Below are 26,117 nucleotides of genomic sequence, written 5' to 3'. Positions count from 1 at the left end.
TTAGGGAGAATCGTACAGTCTACGTTACAGACTTAGGGTAAGAAAAGATGTCTTTGCTTACTCGATAAGGCTCAGTACTGTGAAGTTCTGGGTAAACATGGGTGGTACCACGGAAGCGATAACCTTTCGTCCCTCTAAGCAGATCATGTCTGTTTGGAGAGACGAGAGGTTTTTTTGTTGTAAGTTGGCAAGGCAACTTTTGAGAGGAGGATGACTAATGAACGCTCATATTCCAGGAGTACGGACTACAGATGAATTGATTGAGAAATGGAGTAAACCCGAAGTAATCTCAGGTTCTGATATTTTGCTGAGAAGCTTACTTTTAGAAGGTGTAGATTGCGTCTTTGGATATCCGGGTGGAGCTGTTCTGTATATCTACGACGCCCTTTACGGATTTAAGGATTTCAAGCATCTCCTGACAAGGCATGAACAAGGTGCGATCCATGCAGCAGACGGATATGCAAGGGCTAGCGGCAAAGTGGGAGTATGTATTGCTACTTCAGGGCCAGGAGCCACCAACCTAGTTACAGGTATTGCTACCGCATATATGGACTCCGTTCCGTTAGTCGTAATTACCGGGAATGTTGCAACTACGCTCATCGGCACGGATGCTTTCCAAGAAGCAGATATTACGGGAATCACCATGCCGATTACGAAACACAGTTATCTGGTTCGTGATGTTGAGGATTTACCGCGTGTCATTCACGAGGCATTCCACATCGCTAACACGGGGCGTAAAGGGCCGGTATTGATTGATATACCTAAGGATGTATCTGCAGCGAAAGCGTTATTTAATCCGCATGAGACGATTGACCTTCGCGGCTATAATCCTACGGTTGTACCTAATCGACTTCAACTTGATCGTCTGCAGACAGCTATTCGGGAAGCTGAGCGTCCAGTCATTCTTGCAGGAGGCGGTGTGATTTACTCAGGTGGGCATGAAGCTCTCTACGAATTTGTCACCCAATCAGGCATCCCAATAACGACTACATTGTTGGCTCTCGGAGCTTTCCCAAGTGGTCATGAGCTATGGATGGGTATGCCAGGTATGCATGGAACCTTTACCGCCAACAACGGGATTCAACAAGCGGACTTACTCATTAATATTGGAGCTAGATTTGATGATCGGGTCACAGGTGCTCTTGGTGGTTTTGCCCCCCTTGCTAAAATTGTACACATTGATATCGACCCTGCGGAAATCGGTAAGAACGTGCCAGCGGATATTCCTATCGTTGGGGATGCGAAGACAGTGCTTGAACAGTTGAATCAAAATCCAGTATATGCAGCAAAAGCCGATGCTTGGAGAGAGACCGTTGCTACTTGGAAAAAAGAAAAACCTTTGAAATATATTGATTCAGATGAAGAATTGAAGCCGCAATGGGTTGTAGAACACTTGAACGAGACGACACATGGTCAAGCGATTGTGACTACGGACGTGGGCCAGCATCAGATGTGGGCAGCTCAGTACTACAAATTCAATCAGCCTCGATCATGGATTACATCAGGGGGACTTGGAACTATGGGATTCGGATTCCCATCTGCGATTGGTGCTCAGATGGCTTTCCCGGAACGATTGGTCATCTCAATTAATGGAGACGGCGGAATGCAGATGTGTTCCCAAGAGCTAGCCATTTGTGCAATTAATCAAATTCCGGTCAAAATCGTAGTCCTTAACAATCAAGTGCTCGGCATGGTACGTCAGTGGCAAGAACTGATCTATGAGAATCGTTATAGTCATATCGATTTGTCGGGAAGCCCAGACTTTGTCAAATTGGCTGAGGCATATGGCGTGAAAGGTCTACGAGCCTCGAATAAGGAAGATGCCAAAAAAGTTTGGCAGGAGGCTTTGGAGACGCCGGGTCCTGTATTGGTCGAGTTCGTGGTTCGCAAACACGAAAATGTATATCCGATGGTTACACAGGGTTCCGCCATTGATCAAATGTTGATGGGGGATAGTGAATAATGATAAAAAGCCATTCCATTTCCGTATTAGTTAATGACCAGCCGGGTGTATTGCAACGAGTATCGGGACTTTTTGGACGAAGAGGATTTAATATTGAGAGCATTACGGTCGGGCAATCTGAAGAAAAAGGACTTTCCCGTATGGTCATTGTTACTCAAGGCGATGACAAAACACTTGAACAAATTGAGAAGCAGCTCTATAAATTGATTGACGTAATTAAGGTCGTTGATTTGAGCGCCAAACCAATGGTAGCTAGAGAGCTTGCATTGATTAAAGTTAAGGCAGAGCCTACGGAAAGGCCCGAAATTATGGGGCTGGTTGAGACCTTCCGCGCTGCTGTAGTGGATATCGGAACGCATAGTCTTATGGTACAAGTGGTAGGAGATACCGAGAAAATTGATGCCATGATTGAGCTGCTAAGTCCTTATGGTATCAAGGAATTAGCACGAACTGGAGTTACGGCTATGACACGAGGTAACGCATAAATTTTAGAATAGATATGAATTCAGTGGTGCCCCCTTAATGAATGGGGGTGTGAGAGGATCTATACGCCGATATGAAGGTCCTTTGATACACCCATTCATTATGTGGAGGGTTTGATCAACCGGCGAGAGCTTTTGGGAAGCGAGAATACCATAACTTTTCCTAAGCATCGACCAAATACTTTTTAGGAGGACTAACGAAATGGCAGTAACATTGTACTATGAACAAGACGCGGATCTGAACGTACTTAAAGGAAAGACCATCGCAATTATTGGATACGGAAGCCAAGGGCATGCCCATGCACAAAACTTGCGTGACAGTGGACTCAATGTGGTTATCGGACTTCGTGAAGGTAAATCGTTTGATAAAGCCAAAGAAGATGGTTTTGAAGTATTGCCCGTAGCTGAGGCTACTCGTCGCGCAGATGTAGTTCAAATTTTGATGCCTGATGAGACGCAAGCATCTGTATATAACAGTGAGATTGCTCCGAACCTCAAAAAAGGAGCTACACTCCTTTTCGCACATGGATTCAATGTTCATTTCGGTCAAATCGTTCCCGCTCCAGACAATGATGTATTGCTCGTTGCTCCTAAATCCCCAGGACACATGGTTCGTCGTACTTATGCTGAAGGATTTGGTGTACCTGGACTTATCGCTATTCATCAAGATGCTACAGGACAAGCTAAAGAAATCGGCTTGGCTTATGCAAAAGGAATTGGTTGTACTCGTGCAGGGGTAATTGAGACTTCATTCCGTGAAGAAACAGAAACCGATTTGTTCGGTGAGCAAGCTGTACTTTGTGGTGGTGTAAGTGAATTGATCAAAGCTGGATTTGAGACATTGACTGAAGCGGGTTATGCACCAGAAATGGCATACTTCGAATGTCTTCATGAACTTAAGCTTATCGTAGACTTGATCTATGAAGGAGGTCTCGCAACCATGCGTGATTCCATCTCCAACACAGCTGAATATGGGGACTATGTTACGGGCCCACGTATTGTAACAAGTGAGACGAAGAAAGCTATGAAGGCTGTTCTTGCAGATATTCAACAAGGTAAATTTGCTCGTGACTTTATTCTTGAGAATCAATCCAATCGTGCTTTCCTAACTGCAACACGTCGTAATGAAGCGAATCATCCAATTGAAGTGGTAGGTAAAGAACTTCGTGGTCTGATGCACTGGATTAAGAAGTAATATAACTTATATATACGTCTTCTGATGATTGCGTTACAGGTCTTCACTTTAAGACGGTGGGGAAATAAAGAATCATAGTGTTAGTAATTCAATGCGGCCGTGCATCAGCGTGAGCCGCATTGAGTGCTTTTATGGAACACCTATTCATGAACTTATCAGGAGGTGCAGGTATGCGAAAGATTTATGTATTCGACACCACGCTTCGGGACGGAGAGCAATCTCCCGGCGTCAACCTGAATACTAGAGAAAAAGTGAAGATCGCCTATCAGCTTGAGAAGCTGGGCGTAGATCGAATCGAAGCGGGATTTCCAGCAGCTTCTCCAGGCGATCTAGCCGCAGTAAATGCCGTTGCACGTGCCGTGAAGAATGCAAGTGTAATCGGACTTTCTCGCTCTAGAACACAAGATATCGATGCTGTACGTGAAGCTCTAAAGGGAGCGGAAGATCCAAGAATCCATATTTTCTTGGCTACCTCCCCTATTCATAGACAACACAAGCTAAGAATGGATAAGGCGCAGGTGCTGGACACAGCAAGAGAAGCGCTGCGCTATGCTTCGAAATACTTCTCAAGTATTGAATTCTCTGCTGAGGATGCGGGGCGCACGGAAATGGATTTTCTAATAGAAATGACCGAAATGGCCATTCAAGAAGGTGCATCTGTAGTTAATATCCCCGATACTGTCGGTTATTTGAGTCCTTATGAATATGGGGAAATTTTTAAAACGCTCAAAGAGCGTGTTCATGGAATTGAAAAGGTACAGCTCAGCGCCCACTGCCATGATGATCTAGGTATGGCTACAGTGAATGCTTTGGCGGCAATCTTGAACGGGGCTGACCAGATCGAAGGAACAATTAATGGTATCGGCGAGCGTGCCGGGAACACAGCGCTTGAAGAGGTAGCCCTCGCTTTAGAGACGCGTCAAGATTTCTTTGGTGCGAAGACCTCTCTTCAATTATCTGAGATTGCCCGCACAAGTCGTTTGGTTAGCCGTCTGACAGGCATGGTAGTTCCAGGCAATAAAGCAATTGTAGGTGCTAACGCATTTGCTCATGAATCGGGAATCCATCAAGATGGTATGCTGAAAGAGAAAAGCACATATGAAATTATGACACCCGAGACGATCGGACTCAAAGAAAGTAAGCTTGTACTGGGTAAGCATTCAGGAAGACATGCTTTTAGAGAGAAATTAGTGGATCTGGGTTACGTAGTAGAAGATGAGCGGTTGAACGAAGCTTTTAATGCATTTAAAATTTTGGCTGATAAGAAGAAAGACGTTACAGACGAGGATATCTCAGCAATTTTGGATGAAAAATTACTGGATACTCCAGAAGTCTATCACTTGGAGACTCTCTTCGTATCTTATGGAAATGAATCTACACCGACTGCCAAAGTAAGAGTGCAGGTTCAAGGACGCGGTACCGTGAACGAAGAAGCAGAAGGAAATGGTTCTGTAGATGCAATCTATAATGCTATCGATAAAGTTTCCCAAGAAGATGTGGAATTGTCCGATTATTCGATTAAATCCATTAGTCATGGTAAAGATGCTCAAGGGGAAGTGCATGTTGTTCTAACTCAGCAGGACATTTCTGTTCAAGGTCGTGGAGTGAGTACTGATATCCTTGAAGCAAGTGCTAGAGCTTATGTGGATGCGCTTAACCGTCTCTCGGATAAACGTGATTCTTTATCGAAAGTATAAAGCGGGTTAAAACTCAAGGGCATTCTGGATGAAACCAGAGTGTCTTTTTTTTGTTAACTATTTTGTATATAGGCAAAAACTATTAAACTGATAGCTTCTATATCTTGGTCTTATGTATGACACATGTGTTACAACTGAGTGAGAGTGTTTATCGGTTACCAAGAATGAATTTAAAGGAGCGGATTATATATGTCAGAGATCAAAAAAATTGCAGTTATTGCTGGAGATGGAATCGGACCGGAAGTTGTTGCTGAAGCGGAGAAAGTATTGAAACGCACAGAAGAGTTGTTCGGATATCGCTTCGAGACAGAACATGCTTTGTTCGGAGGCGTTGCGATAGACGAGAAAGGTACACCCTTACCAGAGGAAACATTAGAAATTTGTAAAAAATCGGATGCGGTTCTGCTAGGCGCAGTGGGCGGACCGAAATGGGATAGCAATTCAGCAGATTTACGTCCAGAAACGGGCTTGCTAGGTATTCGGAAAGCACTAGGTCTTTTCTCTAACTTGCGTCCTGCCGTAGTGTTTGATTGTCTGAAAGATGCCTCTACATTAAAGCCTGAGGTTCTAGAAGGTACAGATCTTATGGTCGTTCGAGAGCTTACAGGCGGAATTTACTTCGGTGAGAAATTCCGCCGAGATACAGAGTTTGGGCAAGAAGCAGTGGATACATGTGCTTATAATGAAACAGAAATTGAGCGAATTGTTCGTCAAGCCTTTGAAATTGCCCAGAAGCGCCGTAAGAAATTAGCTTCCGTAGATAAAGCGAATGTGCTTGAATCTTCAAGACTTTGGAGAGAGGTAGTCATTCGTATTGCTCCGGATTATCCCGATGTTGAACTTGAGCATGTCCTAGTAGACAATTGTGCTATGCAGTTACTGAGAAGACCTTCGAGCTTCGACGTCATAGTAACAGAGAATATGTTCGGAGATATTCTGAGTGATGAAGCAGCCATGCTAACCGGTTCAATTGGAATGTTATCCTCCGCTTCCATGGGTGAAGGTAGTTTTGGACTTTATGAGCCGGTACATGGATCTGCTCCTGACATCGCAGGCCAAAACGTGGCCAATCCAATCGCGACTATCCTTTCCTTGGCTCTCATGTTCCGGTTAACGTTTGGTTATGCAGATGCAGCCGATGCCATTGAAGCAGCGGTAGCTGAAGTGCTGGATGCAGGTCACCGGACAGGAGACATTGCAGTTGATAAGAGTCAAGCCATTAGCACAACAGCTATGGGCGAATTAATTGTAGCAGCCATCAAAAAATAAATGTAATAGAAAATTCTTAATTATAATAATTATAAAAAAGAAATCAATATAATCTTGACTTTGAAGTGTGCGAGATGATACCATTTTAATTGTGATTTCGACACTTATTCAGATTAGAGAAGGCAGCCTATTGGCTCGTTCTCTTACATATTCTAAAGGAGGATTATTCAAAATGGCAGAACGTTTGGTAGGAAGACCCGCACCAGATTTCAGTATGGAGACTGTCTCTGGAGACGGCCAAAAATTTGGACATGCTTCATTGTCCGATTATCGTGGTAAATGGTTAGTATTATTCTTTTATCCGCTAGATTTCACATTTGTATGCCCGACTGAAATTACAGCTTTGAGTGATGCTTACAATCAATTCAAAGCATTGGATACAGAAGTACTGGGTGCTAGTACGGATTCCGTGCACAGCCACAAAGCTTGGATTAACACACCTAAGGATAGCAATGGTCTTGGCCAATTGAACTTCCCTCTAGCTGCTGATATTACGAAGAGTGTTGCTCGTGATTACGGCATTCTTATTGAAGAGGAAGGTATTGCTCTTCGTGGATTGTTCATTATCGATCCAGAAGGCGAACTCAAATACCAAGTTGTTAACCATAATGACGTTGGACGTAGCGTTGAAGAAACACTTCGTGTGCTTCAAGCTCTTCAATCTGGCGGATTATGCGCAATGAATTGGAAGCCAGGCGACAAAACCCTTAACGGTTAATTCACTCATTGTGCTCTGTCTGGAAAGCCCCCTCAAGGTGATCAATTACCTTTAGGGGGCTTTTTATCCCTTATCCAGGACTTCGGTCTTATTCTTAATATTTTGGGCTTGAAATTCAACGTAAGCACAGGAATTTACAGTCAAGTGAGCGAATAAGTTATAGAAAATCAGCAACTAATATTCTTAGACAACGAGCCGAATAGGGAAGGTGATGGGGAATGAGTTTTTGTTGTGGAGCAAGTATGGTTGGGACGAAAGGAACATTAAAACATTATCGTACGCAAGTCCATAATGTTCCCTTGTTATTCTGCCCTGTGTGCCATCGGGTAGAGGTTCATTATAAAGTAGAAAATGAGTACGAGATCCTTGCAGAATATGCTCATGATGATGGAGCTTCTGAGATTGACTTCCAAGATTTCATAATGGAAGATGAAGAATCCATCTTTGGAAACTGCGTGAATGATGAAAGTGAAGAACCTTTAGATATTATTCAGAATCAAATTGATATGTCCTTAGACCTACTAGCTGTAGCCAAACATATTAAGGATGAAAAATGGGAAAGCGAACTGAAGCGCAGACTCGCTGTAATGAGTCAACGTCGTACCAAGCTCCTCCTTAAAAATAGCCGTGGAACAACCAGATAGCCTCCTTAAGTGGAGGCCTTTTTTTTATTGATACCTATTATACAAAAAATGATATTATTCCTCCTATTTCGACAGTTTCTCTGATTGACGATTTTTACCATAATTAATATGATGAAATCAGAGCTTTATCAGTCTGATATATGACAGTCTGATATATAGCGTATCGATATATATAAAGAAATTACAACATAGGTGTTTTGTACCTTAGAGATCGATTTTTACATACACAATTCAGCATAATGGGCATGGATAGAGAGGTCATAACATGCACTATAGGATACCCCTGAAAGAGAAGTCTTTCAGATGTTTTATGGGATTCTTTTTTCGTTAAATGATGGAATTTTGTCGGTAAGGCAGCTACATCATTAATAAAAAAAGGGGGGGATCAACTTGTTGAGTGAATTTCAAGAAACTTTACTGCAATCTGTCCAAGCCTTCCAGTCGACTCAGCTTGTGAAAAATAAATACGAGAATGTCTTGCAACATTTAGACAGCGGTATACTTCTCTTTGATAGTGAAGGTGTCCTGACATTTATTAACGTACAGATGGCCAAGCTCCTCGAACTTCCTCGTCAGTCCTTAATTGGTTGTAATCTTCTTCAATTAATGCGTCATCCCTACCTCAGTCGCTTCAAACAAAAGAAGATTGCTCGAATCTATAGAGAGACTATATTTCACCGCCGCAAATACCATGAACTAATTGATGAGTATGGAAGACATTGGCTAATATCCGTAGTCTATGGAGACCAGATGGAGGGAGACTTCCTTCTTAGTGTGAAAGACGTGTCGGACTATAAGCAGATTGAACAGACCGCTTATCAAAATGACAAATTGGCTATGTTAGGTAAAATTTCTGCTGCTATTGCACATGAGATTCGCAATCCTCTCACGGCGATAAGGGGTTTTATTCAATTACTTCGGCCACATTTGATTCAGTTAGGCAAAGATGAATATGCAAGAATCATCTTAATGGAGATTGATCGGGCTAACGATATTATTCATGAATTTCTTAATTCATCCAAACCTACGGCGCCGCAAAAGACAATTGTTAGTGTATCTTCATTACTCAAAGATGCCATGTTGCTTACGGAGAGCGAAGCATTGATGATTGGATGTGAGATGAGACTTCATCAACAAACTGAAGATCTATATGTATCTATTGATGTCAAACAGATTAAGCAGGTTATCTTGAACATAATCAAAAACGCGATGGATGCTATTCATGAAGTGAGTGTCATTCACTATGCGGGGATGATTGAACTTGGAATTAAGCAAGAAGGAGATCGGGTAAATATCTCCATTCAAGATAATGGAAATGGAATGGACAAGACATTACTTGGTAAGTTATTTGACCCTTTTTTCACAACTAAAGAGCAAGGAACGGGACTTGGTCTATCTGTAAGTTATCGCATCATTCGCAACCATGGAGGAACCATCTCTGTAGACAGTATGAAAGGAGAAGGAACTGTATTTGTGGTATCGCTTCCATTAACTCGGCAGGCCTGAACCGCGGTAAAGCAACTTTTCTGAGCTGATATTCGGGATATTCCTTTACTTTTGCTTTTCTATTCAAGTAAGATGTTAAGAAAAGAGTAAAGAAGGTAATTTTCCCTATGAAAACGAACCATTGCAAGATTGTAGACTGTACAATTCGAGACGGCGGTCTTGTGAATAACTGGGATTTCAGTATTGAATTCGTTCAGCAGTTATATGCAGGGTTGAATGAAGCTGGTGTTGATTATATGGAAATCGGATATAAGAATTCTCCAAAGCTTCTATCGGGTGCAGATGAAGCTGGCCCTTGGCGCTTCCTGAACGATGATTTTTTACGCCAAGTGATTCCCAATAAGGGGACTACGAAGCTCTCGGCTCTTGTAGATATTGGCCGAGTGGATGAGAATGATATTCTACCTAGAACAGAGAGCATGCTAGATCTGATTCGAGTAGCTTGTTACATTAAAGATGTGGATAAAGCACTTCAATTGGTTCAGACTTTCCACGATAGAGGTTACGAGACTACACTGAATATTATGGCGTTATCCAATGTGATGGAGAATGAACTATTAGAAGCTTTTGAAATGATCAATGAGAGCGTAGTAGATGTAGTCTATATTGTAGATTCTTATGGTAGTCTGGATTATAAAGATACAGAATATCTTGTTCAGAAGTTCAAGACACATTTACCACACAAACGTCTTGGCGTTCATACGCATAATAATATGCAGCTAGCATTTTCTAACACCTTAGTAGCTGCACAAAATGGGGTAGAGCTATTAGATGCTTCCGTATATGGTATGGGCCGAGCTGCAGGGAATTGTCCTACAGAACTGCTTGTGACACATTTGAAGAATACACACTATAAAATTCGTCCTGTACTGGAAGTATTGGAGAATCTATTGATTCCTTTACGTGAAAAAGAGGAGTGGGGCTATCTCATCCCTTACATGATTACAGGTTCTTTAGATGAACATCCTCGTTCTGCTATGGCACTTCGAGCCTCGGATGCTAAGGATAAAGTCGTAGGCTTCTTCGACAAATTAACGACACCTGAAGTTAGTTTCGAGAAGAAATAGTTTTCTTTTAGGTACTTAGACAAAAACCGGCATAATTCTGCCGGTTTTTTTTGCGGAAAGCAGGATAAATCTGTTGCGTGTGGAACCTATAGTTTATAAGATAAAAACAACACTATAAAGCGGGTGGGTGAGCGACAATGGGAACGACTAACAAAGAGAGGAAAACCATCATGCAGATCCTATTTTTCGATAACCTCATTCATGGTTTGCGATTCTTAAAGAGAAAATTTCCAATACATAATCAACAATTCACTCCCGAAGATATTTATCAGCTGTTGTATATTGATGAGCTCACGGGACTTCCTAATCAACGTAAGTTAAAAGAGAATTTAAGGGAATATTTAGAGCTGTCTAGAGATGTACAAGTATCTACAGCGGTTATTGTCCTGAACGTTAGTCGCTTCAAGGCTATTAATGACTCGTTGGGATACAGTGCGGGAGATCAGTTATTACAGACAGTAAGTGCCAGGCTTACTGAGCAGTGTTCACCTGCGGAGCAAGCTTACCGAATGGGTGAGGACGAATTTGCGGTGATCATTCCAGGAATATCCGAGGGACCCGACTTATACAATCGTATGGAGCATTTCTTAAGTACAATGGACGGCACAGTTCTTTTCAATAATATAGGATATCAAGTTAGCTTAAATCTCGGTCTAGCCGTGTTCCCCAAAGATGGTGATTCTGCCGAACAATTGTTACAAAATGCTGATATGGCTGTTCATAATGCCAAGGAATTTGGGTTAGAGTGGAATAGATATACACCAACGCTTCAAATGCATGCTAAATCTCGTCTGGATCTAGAGAACGAAATGAGAATCGGTATTGAGCGTGAGGAATTCTTCATTGAATATCAGCCCCAAGTTCATTTGAATAGCGGTCTTGTTGTGGGGATGGAGGCTCTGGTAAGGTGGAATCATCCTCTGAAAGGTTTGTTAGCCCCTGGAGAATTTATCCCTTTGGCTGAGGAAAGTGGGCTGATTGTTCCTTTGGGGGATTGGGTGCTGCGTCAGGCATGTATTCAAAATAAGTTATGGCAGACGATGGGCTATACGCCAATGGTGATCTCAGTGAATCTATCGATGCGTCAGTTCCGACAATTCCAAATCTCAGAGCAAATCGGACATATCCTCACCGAAATTGGGATGGATCCACAATATTTAGAGCTAGAAATTACGGAAAGTATGACATTTGACAAAGAAGCGGCTTTTGGTCAGTTGAAAAGCCTTAAGAAGTTAGGTGTAGCTATTAGTATAGATGATTTCGGCACGGGATATAGCTCTTTGCATTATTTGAAAAGTCTGCCTATCGATCGCCTAAAGATCGACCGATCTTTTGTAAAAGAAGTCATGGAAGATAATAATGATGCTGCCATTGTATCCACCATTGCTTCAATGGCTCGCCACCTCAAACTTAAGGTTACCGCGGAAGGCGTAGAAAATCACGAACAGCTTGAATTTTTGAAGCTTCAAGATTGTCATGATGCGCAAGGGTATCTATTTAGTAAACCGTTAAGCGCGATGGAATTTGAGGATCGATTTCTTAGCCAACAAGTAAGTTAATATGTCTGATTTTTTTATTGCAATGATGATAGTGGAATGATATAATGTATTTTGTCTTTACAAAAGTTTTGCTGCTTTTGCATAGATTACGGGACGTAGCTCAGCTTGGTAGAGCACCTGGTTTGGGACCAGGGGGTCGCATGTTCAAATCGTGTCGTCCCGACCATTATATTTGCGGGTGTAGTTCAATGGTAGAACTTTAGCCTTCCAAGCTAATAGCGTGGGTTCGATTCCCATCACCCGCTCCATTTACAAATTTATGACCCTTTGAGAAAAGGGTTTTTTTGTGCGCAAAATATGATATTTTTGTGAATAGAGGTAAAGCTAAGCGCAAAATTAAAATGCTGATTTCATATGCATTCACGCAAGTGTGACATGGTTCGGTATGCATAAAACGGTTTCATTTTTCTAGACCCGAAGATTTATTGAACTGCGGTCATTAATGTGTGGATTTTCGTAACAATTGAATGTATAATGTGTCGGGTAGGCAAGCTTGTAAAAACATTCTAGGGGGATATAAAAACAATGAGAAAAACATTGAAGTTGTCGATGGTCATGATGTTGTCCTTGTCCGTACTTCTTGCAGGTTGTGGTAAAAAGGATGATAACGCAGGTAGCACAACTGGCGCAGGTTCCGACAAAAAAGTCGAAATCGGTATGGTTACTGACGTAGGTGGCGTAAATGATAAATCCTTTAACCAATCTGCTTGGGAAGGTCTTCAAGCACTAGAAAAAGACGGAAAAATTAAACCAAGTTACCTTCAAAGTACAAAAGCTGACGAATATATCACGAACTTGAACAAATATGTTAAAGGCAAATATGCTTTGACATGGGGTATTGGAATGAGCTTGGGTGATGCGATTAAGACGGTTGCCAAACAAAACCCAGATTCAAAACTTGCCATTATTGATGCTGTAGTTGATGAGCCTAACGTTAAATCTGTTACATTTGCAGAAAACGAAGGTAGCTTCTTGGTTGGTGTTGTTGCAGGTAAAATGACGAAAACTAACAAAATTGGTTTTGTTGGCGGCACAAAAATTCCAGTTATTGAGAAATTTGCTGCGGGCTTTAAAGCAGGCGTACTAGCTGTAAATCCACAAGCTAAAGTATACATTGAGTACACTGGAGCTTTTGACAAACCGGATCTAGGCAAAACTTCAGCAGCTACTTTCTATAATGACGGAGCTGACATCGTATTCCAAGCTGCGGGTGGTACAGGAACAGGCGTATTTAACGAAGCAACTGAACGTGTGAAAAAAGGCGAAAAAGTATGGGTTATTGGCGTAGACAAAGACCAATCCATTGAGTATCCTGACGTAACGCTGACTTCCATGGTTAAACGTGTCGATGAAGCCGTTAAACGTGTGAGTCAAGAAGTTGTAGATGGTACATTCAAAGGTGGAGCTGAAGAATTGACGTTGAAAGATAATGGCGTAGGTATTCCAGATACTTCTAGCAAAAATGTACCTGCTGACGTGCTGAAACTTGTAGAAGATTACAAAGCTAAAATCGTGAGCGGCGAAATTAAAGTTCCAGTTACAGAAGAGAAATAGATCTCCCTTTACTGTCACAATATTCTAACTTCACAACAATGTAATATAGGTTATAATAGGGCAAGGCTGGTTATCTAACTAGCCTTGTTCCGTTGTTAAACGACTATTTTTCTTAAAGGGTGATCACATGTCAGCTGCATCTCCTGTCTTGGAGCTCAAGGGAATTACCAAACGTTTTCCTGGTATCGTAGCGAATGACTCAATTAGCTTAAAGCTGAACAAGGGTGAGATTCATGCACTATTAGGCGAGAATGGTGCAGGGAAATCTACATTAATGAACGTTGTTTTTGGTCTATATCAGCCTGAAGAAGGCACCATCGAGATGAATGGTCAACCCGTTCTTATTGATAATCCTAACAAGGCTATTGATCTAGGAATCGGCATGGTGCATCAGCATTTCAAACTTGTGGAACCGTTTACGGTGACCGAGAATATTATTTTAGGCATGGAACCGAAAAAAGGAATTAATCTCGATTATAAGTCTGCTACAGCTAAAATTAAGGCATTGTCAGAACAATACGGATTGAAGGTTAATCCCAATGCTAAGATCCATGATATCTCTGTCGGGATGCAGCAGCGTGTAGAAATCTTGAAAACGCTATATCGCGGAGCGGATGTTTTGATTTTTGATGAACCTACAGCGGTTCTTACTCCACAGGAAATCACAGAGTTAATGGAGATTATGCGCCGTCTAGTTGCTGAAGGTAAGTCCATTATTCTGATTACTCATAAGCTCAAAGAAATTATGCAGATTTCAGATACAGTTACAATTATTCGTAGAGGTAAAGTCATAGATTCAGTGATTACAAAAGAATCATCTCCACAGGAATTAGCTGAAAAAATGGTGGGTAGAGCGGTCTCTTTCAAAGTTGATAAAATACCAGCAACACCTGGGTCTACAGTACTAAAAGTAGACAAAATTTCTTCCAAAAGCAAAGATGGAATTGCTGTGCTGGACGAGCTAAGCTTTACACTTCGTGCAGGTGAGATTCTTGGAGTTGCAGGTGTAGATGGCAATGGACAAAGTGAACTAATAGAAGCCTTGACAGGCCTGCGCAAAATAGATAGTGGATCCATTGAATTATTAGGTGAACAGGTAGCTAATCTTTCACCTCGGCAAATCAGTGAACATGGGGTATCCCACATTCCAGAAGATCGCCACAAACATGGTCTAGTTCTTGACTTCTCTATGAAAGAAAATATGGTTCTTGAAACCTATTACAAGAAACCATATAACAAAAGAGGTTTCCTTAACTATGATGCGATTACCAAACAGGCCAAACGTCTTATTGAGTTATTTGACGTAAGAACACCAAGTCTAGATACCCTAGCTAGATCACTTTCAGGTGGTAATCAGCAGAAAGCCATTATAGCCCGGGAAATAGATAAGAATCCAGATTTGCTTATCGCAGCGCAGCCTACACGGGGTCTGGATGTCGGAGCTATTGAGTTTGTACAAAAACAATTGGTAGCTCAGCGTGATCAAAATAAAGCCGTTCTGCTCATTTCGTTCGAGTTGGATGAAATTATGAACGTATCCGATCGGATTATTGTTATCTATGAGGGTCGTATTGTTGGTGAGGTATATCCAGAGAAGACCAATGATCAAGAATTAGGTCTGATGATGGCGGGAAGTACGGTGGGAGGAAAATCACATGAGTAAATTAAGCAAAATTTTCACCGGTAATATTGTGGTCTCCCTAGTGGCTATTCTCTTTGGTCTGATAGTAGGTGCGATCATAATGCTCATTGGGGGCTATGATCCGATCCTAGCCTATCAATCTCTATTTGAACAAGTATTTGGTAATAAGTATGACTTTGGTGAAACGCTTCGGGAGATTAGCCCACTTGTTCTTACGGGACTAGCAGTAGCGTTTGCCTTCCGTGCAGGGCTCTTTAATATCGGGGGCGAAGGACAGTTTATTATTGGAATGACAGCCGCTACGTTTATAGGAATTAAGGTTACCGGTCTACCGGCATATATTCATGCCCCTTTGGCGCTGATTGTTGGTGCTGTATGCGGCGGTATATGGGCTGGTATCGCAGGATATCTGAAGGCAGCGCGAGGCGTAAATGAAGTTATCACAACGATTATGTTGAACTGGACAGCTCTTTATCTAGGGAATTACATCGTTACTAATTTCCTTATGAAATCAGGAATGGATAAGTCTTTTGATATTCAAGATTCTGCTTCGATCTCCATTCAGTCTCTTTCTTCGTTCTTTAATGATGCGAGAATTCACTGGGGAATGTTCCTCTCGATACTTGCAGCTATATTCTTCTATTATTTCTTATGGAAGAGCAAACAAGGATTTGAACTTCGGGCTGTAGGACACAATCATAATGCAGCAGAATACGCAGGGATGAACGTAGGACGCAATGTAGTAAAAGCGATGTTCATTAGTGGAGCTTTTGCTGGACTAGCCGGCGCTATTCAAATTTTAGGCGTGTTCCACTATCAGACGATTATGTCAGGTACACCAGGTACTGGTTTTGATGGAATTGCAGTAGCTCTAATCGGAATGAATCATCCATTTGGTATTTTGCTTGGGGGAAGCTTGTTCGGGATTCTTACTTACGGATCTGCGGGTATGAGCTTTGGTGCGGACGTTCCTCCAGAGTTGATCCGGATTGTTATTGGTTCCATTATTTTCTTCATCGCAGCTCAGGGGATTGTTCGTTGGGTCCTCAAACCTTTCTATTCCAAACGTAAGAAAGAGAAGGTGTTATAAATGGATTGGGTTACAACACTTGGCCAAATCATGAATACAACGCTTGTCTTCTCCACAGCGCTTGTTTTTGCAGCCTTGGGAGGCATCTTCTCTGAACGCTCCGGGGTAACTAACATAGGGATTGAAGGACTCATGGTATTTGGTGCCTTCTCGACAGGGGTAGCATCTCATTATGCTGAAGTTGCAGGCATGGGCGCAGCCTCACCTTATATTGGTATTCTTGCAGCCATCGTTGTAGGCATATTAGCTTCATTAATTCACGCTGTAGCTTCTATTACGTTCAAAGCAGATCAAATTATAAGCGGTATCGTTATTAACTTCCTGGCAGCAGGAAGCACGCTCTATCTTGTAAAGCTGATCTTTAACGGAGCAGGAGAAACAGAGCGTCTGAAAGAAGCATTTACTAAATATGCTATTCCAGGATTATCTAAAATTCCAATTATTGGTGAAGGACTGTTTAATAACTATCCAACCACATATATTGCGATTATTGTTGTATTTTTATCCTATTATATTCTTTTCAAAACACCATTTGGTCTTCGCTTGCGTGCAGTCGGCGAACATCCAAGTGCTGCAGATACAATGGGGATCAATGTAAAGAGAATGCGTTATATCGGTGTTATGATCAGTGGGGCTTTGGCTGCTGTTGGGGGAGCTACGGTTACTCTAACTACAACAAGTACTTTTGCGCACAATACAATTTCAGGCCAAGGTTATATTGCAATTGCGGCATTGATCTTTGGTAAATGGAATCCCATTGGTGCATTCGGCGCTGCGGCATTCTTTGGTTTCTCCCAAGCGATCCGCAGTTATGTAACATTGTTTGACTGGTCAAGCCACATTCCATCAGAATTCATTTACATGGTGCCTTATGTGCTTACCATTATTGTACTTGCTGCGGCTGTTGGGCGATCTTCAGCTCCTGCGGCGCTAGGTACAGCCTATGATCCAGGGAAGCGATAACTTATTGTAAATAACTGAATAATGAAAGGCACGTGTTCGCCCTGCGATAACGCAGTGTGGACACGTGCCTTTTCATTTATTCCCCGCTGCTAATAACAACTTTTACACGGCCTACTTGACCATCTTGAAGTCTAACTTTAATTCCATGAGGATGTGTAGGCGAATTGGTCAAGATATCTTTCACTACGCCGCGAGTTAATTTGCCTGATCGTTGATCTGCTTTGAGGACAATATCGACAGTTCTGCCTGCTGTAATATTTTTGCGTTCTGTACCGTTCATAAGGGCGAGTCTCCTTTTAGGAAATACAATTAAGATAACATAACTTACGATAGATTCCAAAACTTAATGACCCTCAGCTTGCCTTCCGCCTAGGATTTGCATATAATAATTGGAGATTACATATATGAACAGCTACGATGGAGACCAGTAAGCAGTGCCTCTTTACAGGGAGGAAGCGTCATAGATTGAGAGCGCTTCTACAGAATAAGACTGCTGAATTTCACTCTGGAGCTGCACCTTGAACTATGAGATGGTTTCATACAGTAGAGGCTGCCGGAACACGATCCGTTAATTCGAAGAGTGAGAGCTGGAATGCCTGTGTATAGGCGAATGGTTCTAACAAGGGTGGTAACACGGTCTTTTCGTCCCTTACGGGAGAGAGGGCCTTTTTTTGTTTGTAGATCCGTGAATGTTCATAACAATAGGAGGGTCATATATGAAAGAACGTTTAGAAGCGCTAAAGCTTGAAGCCATTGAACATCTGAATCAAGTAGTGGATGCTGTACAATTGAATGATCTTAGAGTGAAGTATTTGGGTAAGAAGGGTGCCTTAACGGAAATTCTCCGTGGCATGGGTGCTCTAAGTGCAGAAGAGCGGCCCGTAATCGGGCAAGTCGGTAACGAAGTACGTGCGGCGATTGAATCCATTATTGAATCGAAAGCGAGCTATTTTCAGAATCAGGAAACCGAGCAAAGATTATCAGCTGAAAAAGTAGATGTTACTTTGCCAGGCCGCGCACTAAAACAAGGTGCTATTCATCCGTTGACCAAAGTGATTCAAGAGATCGAAGACATTTTTATCGGCCTTGGCTACCGTATCGCGGAAGGTCCTGAAGTGGAAATGGATTATTATAACTTTGAAGCCTTGAATCTTCCTAAGAATCACCCCGCTCGGGATATGCAGGATTCCTTCTACATTACAGAAGATCTTTTGATGCGTACGCAGACTTCACCTGTGCAAGTGCGTACGATGGAGTCCATGAAGGGCGAAGTGCCAGTCAGAGTCATCTGCCCTGGTAAAGTATATCGTAGGGATGACGATGATGCGACACATTCCTTCCAGTTCCATCAAATTGAAGGCCTAGTTATTGGCAAGGGTATCCGCATGAGTGATCTCAAAGGAACTCTTCTTCAATTCACCCGTGAAATGTTTGGTCCCAATACACAAATTCGTCTACGTCCGAGTTTCTTCCCTTTCACTGAGCCTAGTGCTGAAGTAGATGTAACCTGTGTAAAATGTGGCGGTTCAGGCTGTAGAATTTGTAAACATACAGGATGGCTTGAAATTCTAGGCTGCGGAATGGTTCACCCTAAAGTGCTTGAGATGGGCGGTTACGACTCAGAACAGTACACAGGCTTTGCCTTTGGTATGGGTGTAGAGCGAATTGCTTTGCTGAAATATGGGATTGAAGATATTCGTAATTTCTACAGTAATGATTTGCGTTTCCTCCAGCAATTTGCTAGGAATTAATTAGGGAAAGGATGGGATCAATAGTATGAAAGTATCAGCCGAATGGTTGTCCGATTATATATCGTTAGAGAATGTAGACATGGAAGAACTGGCAGAACAAATTACCCGTTCCGGGATAGAGATTGATTCTGTAGAAAGACGCAGCGAAGGTGTTAGTAAGGTCGTAGTAGGTTATGTGAAAAGTAAGGAGAAACATCCCGATGCAGATAAGCTGAATGTATGTATTATTGATGCAGGCTTAGGTGAAGATCTTCAAATCGTATGCGGTGCAAAAAACATCGATGCCGGTCAAAAGGTTCCCGTAGCTTTAGTTGGTGCAAAGCTGCCCGGTGGTATGGAGATCAAAAATGCAAAACTTCGTGGCGTTCCTTCTCAGGGAATGATTTGTTCTGCAAAGGAACTGGGCTTAAATGATAAGCTGCTGCCTAAAGAACAACAAGAAGGTATTCTCGTACTTCCTGAACATATCTCCGTAGGACAACCGATTAATCTCGTGCTCGGTCTAGATGATCAAGTATTAGATTTCGACTTGACTCCTAACCGTTCGGATTGCTTGAGCATGATTGGTGCAGCGTATGAGGTGGGTGCAATTTTAGGAAGATCAGTGAAGCTTCCAGAGCCTGATAAGAAACTGATTGAAATTGCTGATGAAGCTAAGGATCATCTGCGTATTTCCATAGAAGCTCATGATCTTTGCAGTCACTATGCAGCACGTTATTTTACGCATGTGAAGATTGCTCCTTCCCCGCAATGGATGCAGAATCGATTGGCAGCCGCAGGAGTTCGGCCGATCAATAACATCGTAGATATTACGAATTATGTCATGATGGAATATGGTCAACCTCTTCATGCCTTTGATGCCGATCATATTGCTGAGAATTCCATTATTGTTCGCCAAGCTGAAGATGGCGAAACGATGACCACTTTAGATGGACAAGAGCGTAAGCTCGAAGCGGGTGCACTCTTGATTTCAGACGGACAACGTACACCGATTGCCCTTGCAGGAGTTATGGGGGGGCTGAATTCCGAAGTCACAGATCAGACGGTAAATATTGTGCTTGAATCCGCTAGATTTGACGGAGGAAGTGTACGTAAGACATCTCGTCAGCTGGGTCTTCGTTCCGAAGCTTCGCTTCGATTCGAGAAAGAAGTGGATCCAAGCAACGTCATTCCCGCACTAGATCGCGCAGCAAGTCTAATTGCTGTATATGCAGGTGGAACGGTGTATCATGGCACGGTGGAAGAAGTGATATCAAAGCCTGAGGAGAAGCGAATTAAGCTCTCGTTAGACAAGCTTAACGTTTACTTGGGCACGGATATTTCCATGCTCGAAGTGAAAACAATCTTTGGACGTTTGAATTTTGAACTTGCTGATGGTCCTGGGGAAGTGGAAGTAATCGTACCTACACGCCGCGGCGATATCACACGAGATGTAGATTTGATTGAGGAAATTGCAAGACTTCATGGGTACTCGAACATTCCTACGACTTCAATTGAAGGTAAATCGACTTCAGGTGGTTATACACGTAATCAAGCACTGCGTAGAAGCTTAAGAGGGTTACTCACACACGGAGGATGGAATGAAGTCATTAGTTATTCCTTTACTCATGAATCTTCAACAGCCCTATTCCCAACACTTACGGGTGTGAACAAGGCTGTGAAATTATCCCTTCCGATGAGTGAAGATCGCAGTGTGCTAAGAACAAGCTTGATTCCTGAACTTATGCATATCGCTGCATATAACCGAAACCGGAAGCAAGACAATTTGGCATTATTCGAGATTGGAAATATATTTTTGACCGAAGAAGATAAATTGACTCGTCAACCAAAGGAACAGTCGGTGTTAGGCTTTTTCCTCGCGGGACTACGTCAAGAGAAGCAGTGGAATGTACCTGCAGAAAAAGTAGATTTTTACGATCTAAAAGGTGCAGTTGAAAGTGTAATCACTTACCTTGGACTGACAGATCTCGTATCCTACGTAGCCGATCGACCTGAGGGATTCCACCCTGGACGCTCTGCTTCCCTATTTTTAAATGTGCATGATCACAAAGTTCGCGTAGGTGTATTGGGGCAGCTTCATCCTGACCTAGCACGCAATAAGGATTTGGATGATACCTATGTAGCTGAAATTCTTCTTGAACCATTATATCAACATGCTAACCGCGTTATCGTATCTCGTGAACTACCTAAGTTCCCATCGGTTGAGCGAGATATTGCCCTTGTAGTAGATACTACTGTAGAAGCTGGTTCTTTGCTGAGTTCCATCCGTGAATCTGCAGGCGAGTGGTTGACCCACGTTCAAGTTTTCGATGTTTTCACAGGTAGTAAGCTTGGAGAGAACAAAAAGAGCATTGCAATATCCCTAACGTACCAACATAAAGACCGTACATTGACCGAAGAAGATATTACTCAGGTGCATGATAAAGTCGTGAATGAATTGGTGCAAAGTTTTGACGCTGAATTAAGGAAGTAGCAGGAGAACAGCAGACCGCATCGAATCTATTCTATATGTGATTCGGTGTGGTTTTTTGTAAGTTAGCTATGACATCAAGAACTCGACATCAGATCTTAAGGAGGTACAACCTGTGACTAATCCCGAACGAATTAGTGTAACTGTTGAAATCTATGGTAATGCCTATAAAATTGTTGGCAGCAATGCTGAATATACGCGTCAAGTAGCCCGGCAAGTGAACGATAAGATGATGGAAATTGCAAAAGCACATGCTTATTTAGATATTCCGAGAATCGCGGTGCTTGCTGCCGTGCATATGGCTGAAGAAGTGCAGAAAATGAGTATGCTTGAACAAGAACTCAATGAACTGTATCAGCAAAAGAAGGGCTTAGACGCCAAAATTGCTGAGCAGGAATCTCATTATACGTTGCTTCAATCCCAAGCTGATGAAATGGAAGAACGGTACAAGCAAAGTCAGCAAGGACAACAACAATTGAACGAACAGATTCGTTCTATGGAGCAGGACGCTATTGAACAAAAGCGAGTAGCTGAGCTTAAAGGCATAGAACAGGATAATGTAGCTCGTAAACACACGGAGCGTATCCAAACCTTGGAGAAGCAACTAGGCGATCAAAAGACGAATACTCAACAAATTCAAACGAAGCTGAGAACAGCCGAAGAGCAGTTAACAATGGAGAAGAAAGAGACGGCTAAGCGCGATGAACTGCTTAAGCAATCAGCGCAAAGAGAGAAAGTCTCCTCCGCGGACCTCATTCAATTCAAAGAACATGCGACTCTTCTAGAGAATCGTCTAACTGAAGCAGAGAAAAAGGATGAGATCACACAAGCATCAATTAAAACTTTAGAGCAGTCACTAGACGAAGCCAAAAAGCGCGAAGAAATGTTGAGGAACGATGCGGCTAAATCCGCACAGAATATCGCTACTTTACGACAAGCTGCAGAAAAATATCAAGAGCAAATTACTCAGTTTGAAGTGGATACCCTGCAAGCATCAGAACATAATGAAGTTTTAGAACAAGGACTCAAAACGGCTCAAGATGAGCTGGCTTCTCTTAAAGATCAATTAGAATCTGAAAAGATTCAGCACATGCAAAAGCTAGAGCAGCTTGAACAAGAGACGGCAAAATTGAAAGAATTAGAACAGTCTCATCAAGCAGCATTGGAACGGGAACGTAAAGCAGCAAAACATAATGAAGGAATACAGCTTAAGCTGCAAACAGCTCACAATGAAGTGAACTCTCTCAAAGAACAACTTGATAATGAAGAGTTGGAGCAACTTGAGCGTTTGGAAGAAATAGAGCAAGCAACTGTTAAAATGAGCAAAATGGAGCAAGATCTCCATTCTAGCAATGAGCAACTACGTACCTCAGCAGCTGCACATGAGAAGTTACAACAAGAACTCGAAATATCCCAGGGAGAGGTAGCTTCCCTGAAAGAACGACTAAATGCAGAAGAACTTCAGCAACTAGAGCGGTTGGAAGAAGTCGAACAAGCCCATGTTACTATTCGTGATTTGGAGAAGGCAATACAGCAAAGCACGGAACAACAACGCAGCACATGGAGCCATAATCAGAAGCTTCAGCAAGAATTGGAACAGTCTCATGAGGAAGTAGTTTCCTTGAAAGAACGACTAAATGCAGAAGAACTTCAGCAACTAGAGCGGATGGAAGAAGTCGAACAAGCCCATGTCACTATTCGTGATTTGGAGAAGGCAATACAGCAATTTACGGAACAACAGCGCAGCACATTGAGCCATAATCAGAAGCTTCAGCAAGAGCTAGATCAATCTCATGGGGAAGTAGCTTCCCTGAAAGAACGATTAGACGCAGAGAAACTTCAGCAACTAGAGCGGTTGGAAGAAGTCGAACAAGCCCATGTCACTATTCGTGATTTGGAGAAGGCATTACAACAAAGTATGGATCAGGAACGTCGCTCAGCTGAGCATAGTGATAGATTAGAACAAGGACTAAAAGCATCGGAAGATGAAGTGACGTCCTTGAGAAGCAGATTGGAAGAGGAACAATTCGAGCAGCTTCAGCGATTAGAAGAAGTGGAGCAAGCTCAAGGTAAAATGGTTACATTAGAGCAATCATTAGAAGCTATCACCGAACGAGAACGTGCGGCAACCCGCTTTAATTCCTCAGTACAAGAACAATTGCGAATGGCGCAAGCTGAAGTAACTTCGCTGAAAGATCAATTGGAAACCGAGGAACTTCAGCAGCTTCGAAGATTAGAAGAAGTAGAAGAAGCAAATGGTAAGATTCAAGAGCTTGAACGACTGCTTGATACTAAATCTAAGCATGAACATGAAGCATCGGAACGCTTCGGTAATCTGGAGAAGAGATATGAGTCAACTCAGAGTCAGATCAGAGAATTGCAAGCGGAGAAAGACCGCATTGACAAGCTTTTGCGGGACAAACAACATGCGTTAGAAGAAAGCGAGAATCGTGAGTTAGAATGGCAAATCCGCAGTGAATCGGCTGAAGAATCTCTTGCGAATATTCAAGAAGCTGAGAAGGCTCTAACCATACAATTAGAGACTTGGGAGAAGCAAGTGGCTGCAGCAGATGAAGTTTCTAGCACACTATCTCATGATAAACGTAGTCTGGAATCAGAACGTAAGGCTTTGCAAGATCAGCTTGAAGATCTAGGTAGCAAATACGAAGTCATCTCCCATGAATATCGATTGTTACAAACGGAGCGGGAAATGGAGAGAAATCGGAATCATACCCATCAGGAAGAGTTCATGCGTCTTAAGGACGAATATGCTAAACTCCAAATGGAATACAATGAGTGGATTGAACTGATTGAGCAAGATCAGAGGCAGTAAATCAAAAATGAGACAAATAAAGACAGCTTACCTTAAGGTAAGCTGTCTTTATTTTATTCAACGATAATTTTAGTAATCATTTGAGAATGTCCAGTACCACACATAATGGAGCAGGCCATTTCAAATTCTCCTGCCTCCTTAGGGGTAACTACTGCGGAAGTATGGCTAGCATCAAGTTGAACATTAAGCTGAGGGATGAGAGCACTATGATTCCCTTTCACATTGTTAAAAATAAGTTTGACGGGAACTCCTTTTTTGAGGCGATATTCTTTCTTGTCAAAGGCATAATTCGTAGCGGAGATGTTCACTTCATATTGTGGGACTACATTTGAATCCGTGGTTGCACTTCCACTTTTACTGCTTCCGCAAGCAGCTAGAAGGAAAATCAATAGCATGGACAACATAAGTGTTGTAATTTTTCTCATATCTATCTCCTTTAGTTTGATGAAGTCAAATAGAAGCTAGTCTTATCGTACCGTAAATAGTCTGGTTTTTGAATCCCCTCCTATGAAGGATTCGTGAACAACTGGGCCGCGTTGTCTGGACAGAAGGGAGAAATAGGATATAATATTTCTGATATATTCAATACGAATTGAAGTAGGGGATGGATATTCGAAGCTTATCTAAGATGAGTAGCAACGCAGACTGGACCCGGAAATTTATGAATGGTTATTGGTGGTCAGCTGTCGTTCTTCTAGCAGCAGAAGTAATCTATATGATACCGAATGTACGTATCACTTCACCCTTTGCAGTTGAACTTATTGTAGGTCTAGATCTCTTGATCTTATTCATATTAAAATATACGGAATGGAAGATTTGGAAGGGTACCGTTTCACACCGTAATCTTCTGATCAGTGGAGTGTGTATCAGTGATTTAGGTTTCTTTGTAATGATGCCATATATTGATGTAGCTCAGCTTATTTTATTAATTCCAATCATGCTGTCTTTGGTATTTTTTGACTTGACGATGCTGTATGTGGCGGGTTGGACCAGTATAATTATCTATACCTTAGTCTTTATTAGCTCTCATAGAGTTCATGAGACCGAGGGTTGGTTAGGATGGTTATTAGTTATTGCTCTGATTGTTTTAGGAGTGAAAGTTGGTCATGCTGTGTTAATGCGGTCTCGTGAAATGACACACCATATGGAATCTTTGGTCCAATCGGAGCAGAAATTAATCGTAGAGAATGTGATCTCAGATAAGCTTTTGAAGATCGATGCACTGACGGGACTATATAATCAAAAGACATTTCATGAGTACTTGGATAGTCTCATTGAACATTGCGAGACGAGCGGCATACCTGTTCAGCTGGCTTTGCTCGACATTGATAACTTCAAACAAATTAATGATACGCTGGGTCATTGGGTAGGAGATATTGTGCTCAAAGAAGTGGCAGGAAAAATTACGGATTTGCTGAACCCTAATGACTTCGCTGTTCGCTATGGGGGTGAGGAGTTCGCTGTCATTTTTACCGATACCTCAAATGAAGAAGCTTGTGCGCAAGCCGAAAAGATTCGAATGGGCATACAGAACTTACCTTTTGCGGGAACCCAAGGGCAGCCCATAACCATTAGTATAGGAATATGTAGTTATCTCCCGGGGGATGGGAAGGAACAGTTTTTTCGGAAAGCAGACGATGCTTTATATAAAGCTAAGCGAACGGGTAAAAATAAAGTGGTCTATGCGTAACGATAGCACATGGGCATACAAGAG

Annotated in this window: 20 protein-coding genes, 2 tRNA genes and 1 other annotated feature; of the genes, 20 read left to right on the top strand and 2 right to left on the bottom strand. The window is 42.2% G+C overall.

Annotation, left to right across the window (positions count from 1 at the left end):
• The first annotated feature begins 217 nt into the window (after window positions 1-217).
• From ilvB to J2Z69_RS07345, 16 genes are all read left to right on the top strand, one after another.
• Window positions 218-1,963, top strand: coding sequence for a biosynthetic-type acetolactate synthase large subunit (gene ilvB / locus J2Z69_RS07420; RefSeq protein WP_209860760.1), 1,746 nt, complete (start codon window positions 218-220; stop codon window positions 1,961-1,963).
• The gene (gene ilvN, locus J2Z69_RS07415; protein ID WP_209860759.1) at window positions 1,963-2,448 is read left to right on the top strand and encodes an acetolactate synthase small subunit; all 486 of its coding nucleotides are present in this window, start codon (window positions 1,963-1,965) and stop codon (window positions 2,446-2,448) included. Before ilvB ends, ilvN begins: the two co-directional genes overlap by 1 nt.
• Window positions 2,449-2,647: 199 nt before the next feature.
• Window positions 2,648-3,640: a ketol-acid reductoisomerase gene (gene ilvC, locus J2Z69_RS07410; RefSeq protein ID WP_209860758.1), complete on the top strand. Its 993-nt coding sequence runs from the start codon at window positions 2,648-2,650 to the stop codon at window positions 3,638-3,640.
• A gap of 170 nt (window positions 3,641-3,810) precedes the next feature.
• Window positions 3,811-5,337, top strand: coding sequence for a 2-isopropylmalate synthase (locus J2Z69_RS07405; protein WP_209860757.1), 1,527 nt, complete (start codon window positions 3,811-3,813; stop codon window positions 5,335-5,337).
• A 189-nt stretch (window positions 5,338-5,526) separates the two neighbouring features.
• On the top strand, window positions 5,527-6,606 hold the full coding sequence (leuB, locus tag J2Z69_RS07400; protein ID WP_209860756.1) for a 3-isopropylmalate dehydrogenase: 1,080 nt from the start codon (window positions 5,527-5,529) through the stop codon (window positions 6,604-6,606).
• A gap of 172 nt (window positions 6,607-6,778) precedes the next feature.
• Window positions 6,779-7,324, top strand: a complete 546-nt coding sequence (locus tag J2Z69_RS07395; protein ID WP_209860753.1) for a peroxiredoxin — start codon at window positions 6,779-6,781, stop codon at window positions 7,322-7,324.
• A 218-nt stretch (window positions 7,325-7,542) separates the two neighbouring features.
• The gene (locus J2Z69_RS07390) at window positions 7,543-7,968 is read left to right on the top strand and encodes a hypothetical protein (protein ID WP_209860752.1); all 426 of its coding nucleotides are present in this window, start codon (window positions 7,543-7,545) and stop codon (window positions 7,966-7,968) included.
• 390 nt (window positions 7,969-8,358) lie between these two features.
• Window positions 8,359-9,474, top strand: a complete 1,116-nt coding sequence (locus J2Z69_RS07385) for an ATP-binding protein (protein ID WP_209860750.1) — start codon at window positions 8,359-8,361, stop codon at window positions 9,472-9,474.
• Window positions 9,475-9,581: 107 nt separating this feature from the next.
• Window positions 9,582-10,541 (top strand): aldolase catalytic domain-containing protein, encoded by a 960-nt coding sequence (locus J2Z69_RS07380; protein ID WP_209860748.1) that lies wholly within the window; start codon window positions 9,582-9,584, stop codon window positions 10,539-10,541.
• A gap of 170 nt (window positions 10,542-10,711) precedes the next feature.
• Entirely contained in the window at window positions 10,712-12,100 is a 1,389-nt protein-coding gene (locus J2Z69_RS07375) for a putative bifunctional diguanylate cyclase/phosphodiesterase (protein ID WP_245339091.1), read from the top strand.
• An 89-nt stretch (window positions 12,101-12,189) separates the two neighbouring features.
• Window positions 12,190-12,266: transfer RNA gene (locus J2Z69_RS07370), tRNA-Pro, on the top strand.
• Between the two features lie 8 nt (window positions 12,267-12,274).
• A tRNA-Gly gene (locus J2Z69_RS07365) sits at window positions 12,275-12,348 on the top strand.
• Between the two features lie 277 nt (window positions 12,349-12,625).
• The gene (locus J2Z69_RS07360) at window positions 12,626-13,654 is read left to right on the top strand and encodes a BMP family lipoprotein (RefSeq protein WP_209860744.1); all 1,029 of its coding nucleotides are present in this window, start codon (window positions 12,626-12,628) and stop codon (window positions 13,652-13,654) included.
• A 127-nt stretch (window positions 13,655-13,781) separates the two neighbouring features.
• Window positions 13,782-15,317 (top strand): ABC transporter ATP-binding protein, encoded by a 1,536-nt coding sequence (locus tag J2Z69_RS07355; RefSeq protein ID WP_209860741.1) that lies wholly within the window; start codon window positions 13,782-13,784, stop codon window positions 15,315-15,317.
• Window positions 15,310-16,386 (top strand): ABC transporter permease, encoded by a 1,077-nt coding sequence (locus J2Z69_RS07350; RefSeq protein ID WP_209860739.1) that lies wholly within the window; start codon window positions 15,310-15,312, stop codon window positions 16,384-16,386. Before J2Z69_RS07355 ends, J2Z69_RS07350 begins: the two co-directional genes overlap by 8 nt.
• Window positions 16,387-17,349, top strand: a complete 963-nt coding sequence (locus J2Z69_RS07345; protein ID WP_209860737.1) for an ABC transporter permease — start codon at window positions 16,387-16,389, stop codon at window positions 17,347-17,349.
• A gap of 76 nt (window positions 17,350-17,425) precedes the next feature.
• On the opposite strand, the gene J2Z69_RS07340 is transcribed toward J2Z69_RS07345, so the two are convergent.
• Window positions 17,426-17,629: a YwbE family protein gene (locus tag J2Z69_RS07340; RefSeq protein WP_209860735.1), complete on the bottom strand. Its 204-nt coding sequence runs from the start codon at window positions 17,627-17,629 to the stop codon at window positions 17,426-17,428.
• A gap of 125 nt (window positions 17,630-17,754) precedes the next feature.
• Window positions 17,755-18,002: a binding site (T-box leader), on the top strand.
• A gap of 63 nt (window positions 18,003-18,065) precedes the next feature.
• Between J2Z69_RS07340 and pheS the strand changes: the two genes are divergently transcribed.
• The 3 genes from pheS to zapA all read left to right on the top strand — a co-directional run bounded on the left by pheS (window position 18,066) and on the right by zapA (window position 24,403).
• Window positions 18,066-19,100: a phenylalanine--tRNA ligase subunit alpha gene (gene pheS / locus J2Z69_RS07335; RefSeq protein ID WP_209860733.1), complete on the top strand. Its 1,035-nt coding sequence runs from the start codon at window positions 18,066-18,068 to the stop codon at window positions 19,098-19,100.
• 25 nt (window positions 19,101-19,125) lie between these two features.
• A complete protein-coding gene (gene pheT, locus J2Z69_RS07330; protein ID WP_209860731.1) occupies window positions 19,126-21,573 on the top strand; it encodes a phenylalanine--tRNA ligase subunit beta in 2,448 nt (815 codons plus the stop codon).
• Window positions 21,574-21,685: 112 nt separating this feature from the next.
• Complete coding sequence (gene zapA, locus J2Z69_RS07325; protein ID WP_209860729.1) at window positions 21,686-24,403, top strand: cell division protein ZapA; 2,718 nt, start codon at window positions 21,686-21,688, stop codon at window positions 24,401-24,403.
• A gap of 53 nt (window positions 24,404-24,456) precedes the next feature.
• On the opposite strand, the gene J2Z69_RS07320 is transcribed toward zapA, so the two are convergent.
• On the bottom strand, window positions 24,457-24,828 hold the full coding sequence (locus tag J2Z69_RS07320; RefSeq protein WP_209860727.1) for a cupredoxin domain-containing protein: 372 nt from the start codon (window positions 24,826-24,828) through the stop codon (window positions 24,457-24,459).
• 203 nt (window positions 24,829-25,031) lie between these two features.
• Here J2Z69_RS07320 and J2Z69_RS07315 point away from each other — a divergent pair, with 203 nt between their 5' ends.
• Window positions 25,032-26,093 carry a GGDEF domain-containing protein gene (locus tag J2Z69_RS07315; RefSeq protein WP_209860725.1) on the top strand — a complete coding sequence of 354 codons (1,062 nt, stop codon included), beginning with the start codon at window positions 25,032-25,034 and terminating at the stop codon, window positions 26,091-26,093.
• The last annotated feature ends 24 nt before the right edge of the window (window positions 26,094-26,117 follow it).

The organism is Paenibacillus shirakamiensis, from assembly GCF_017874255.1.
Taxonomy (GTDB): Bacteria; Bacillota; Bacilli; order Paenibacillales; family Paenibacillaceae; genus Fontibacillus; species Fontibacillus shirakamiensis.
Note: the sequence above shows the minus strand (reverse complement) of the source record. Positions and strands in the feature narration are given on the sequence as shown.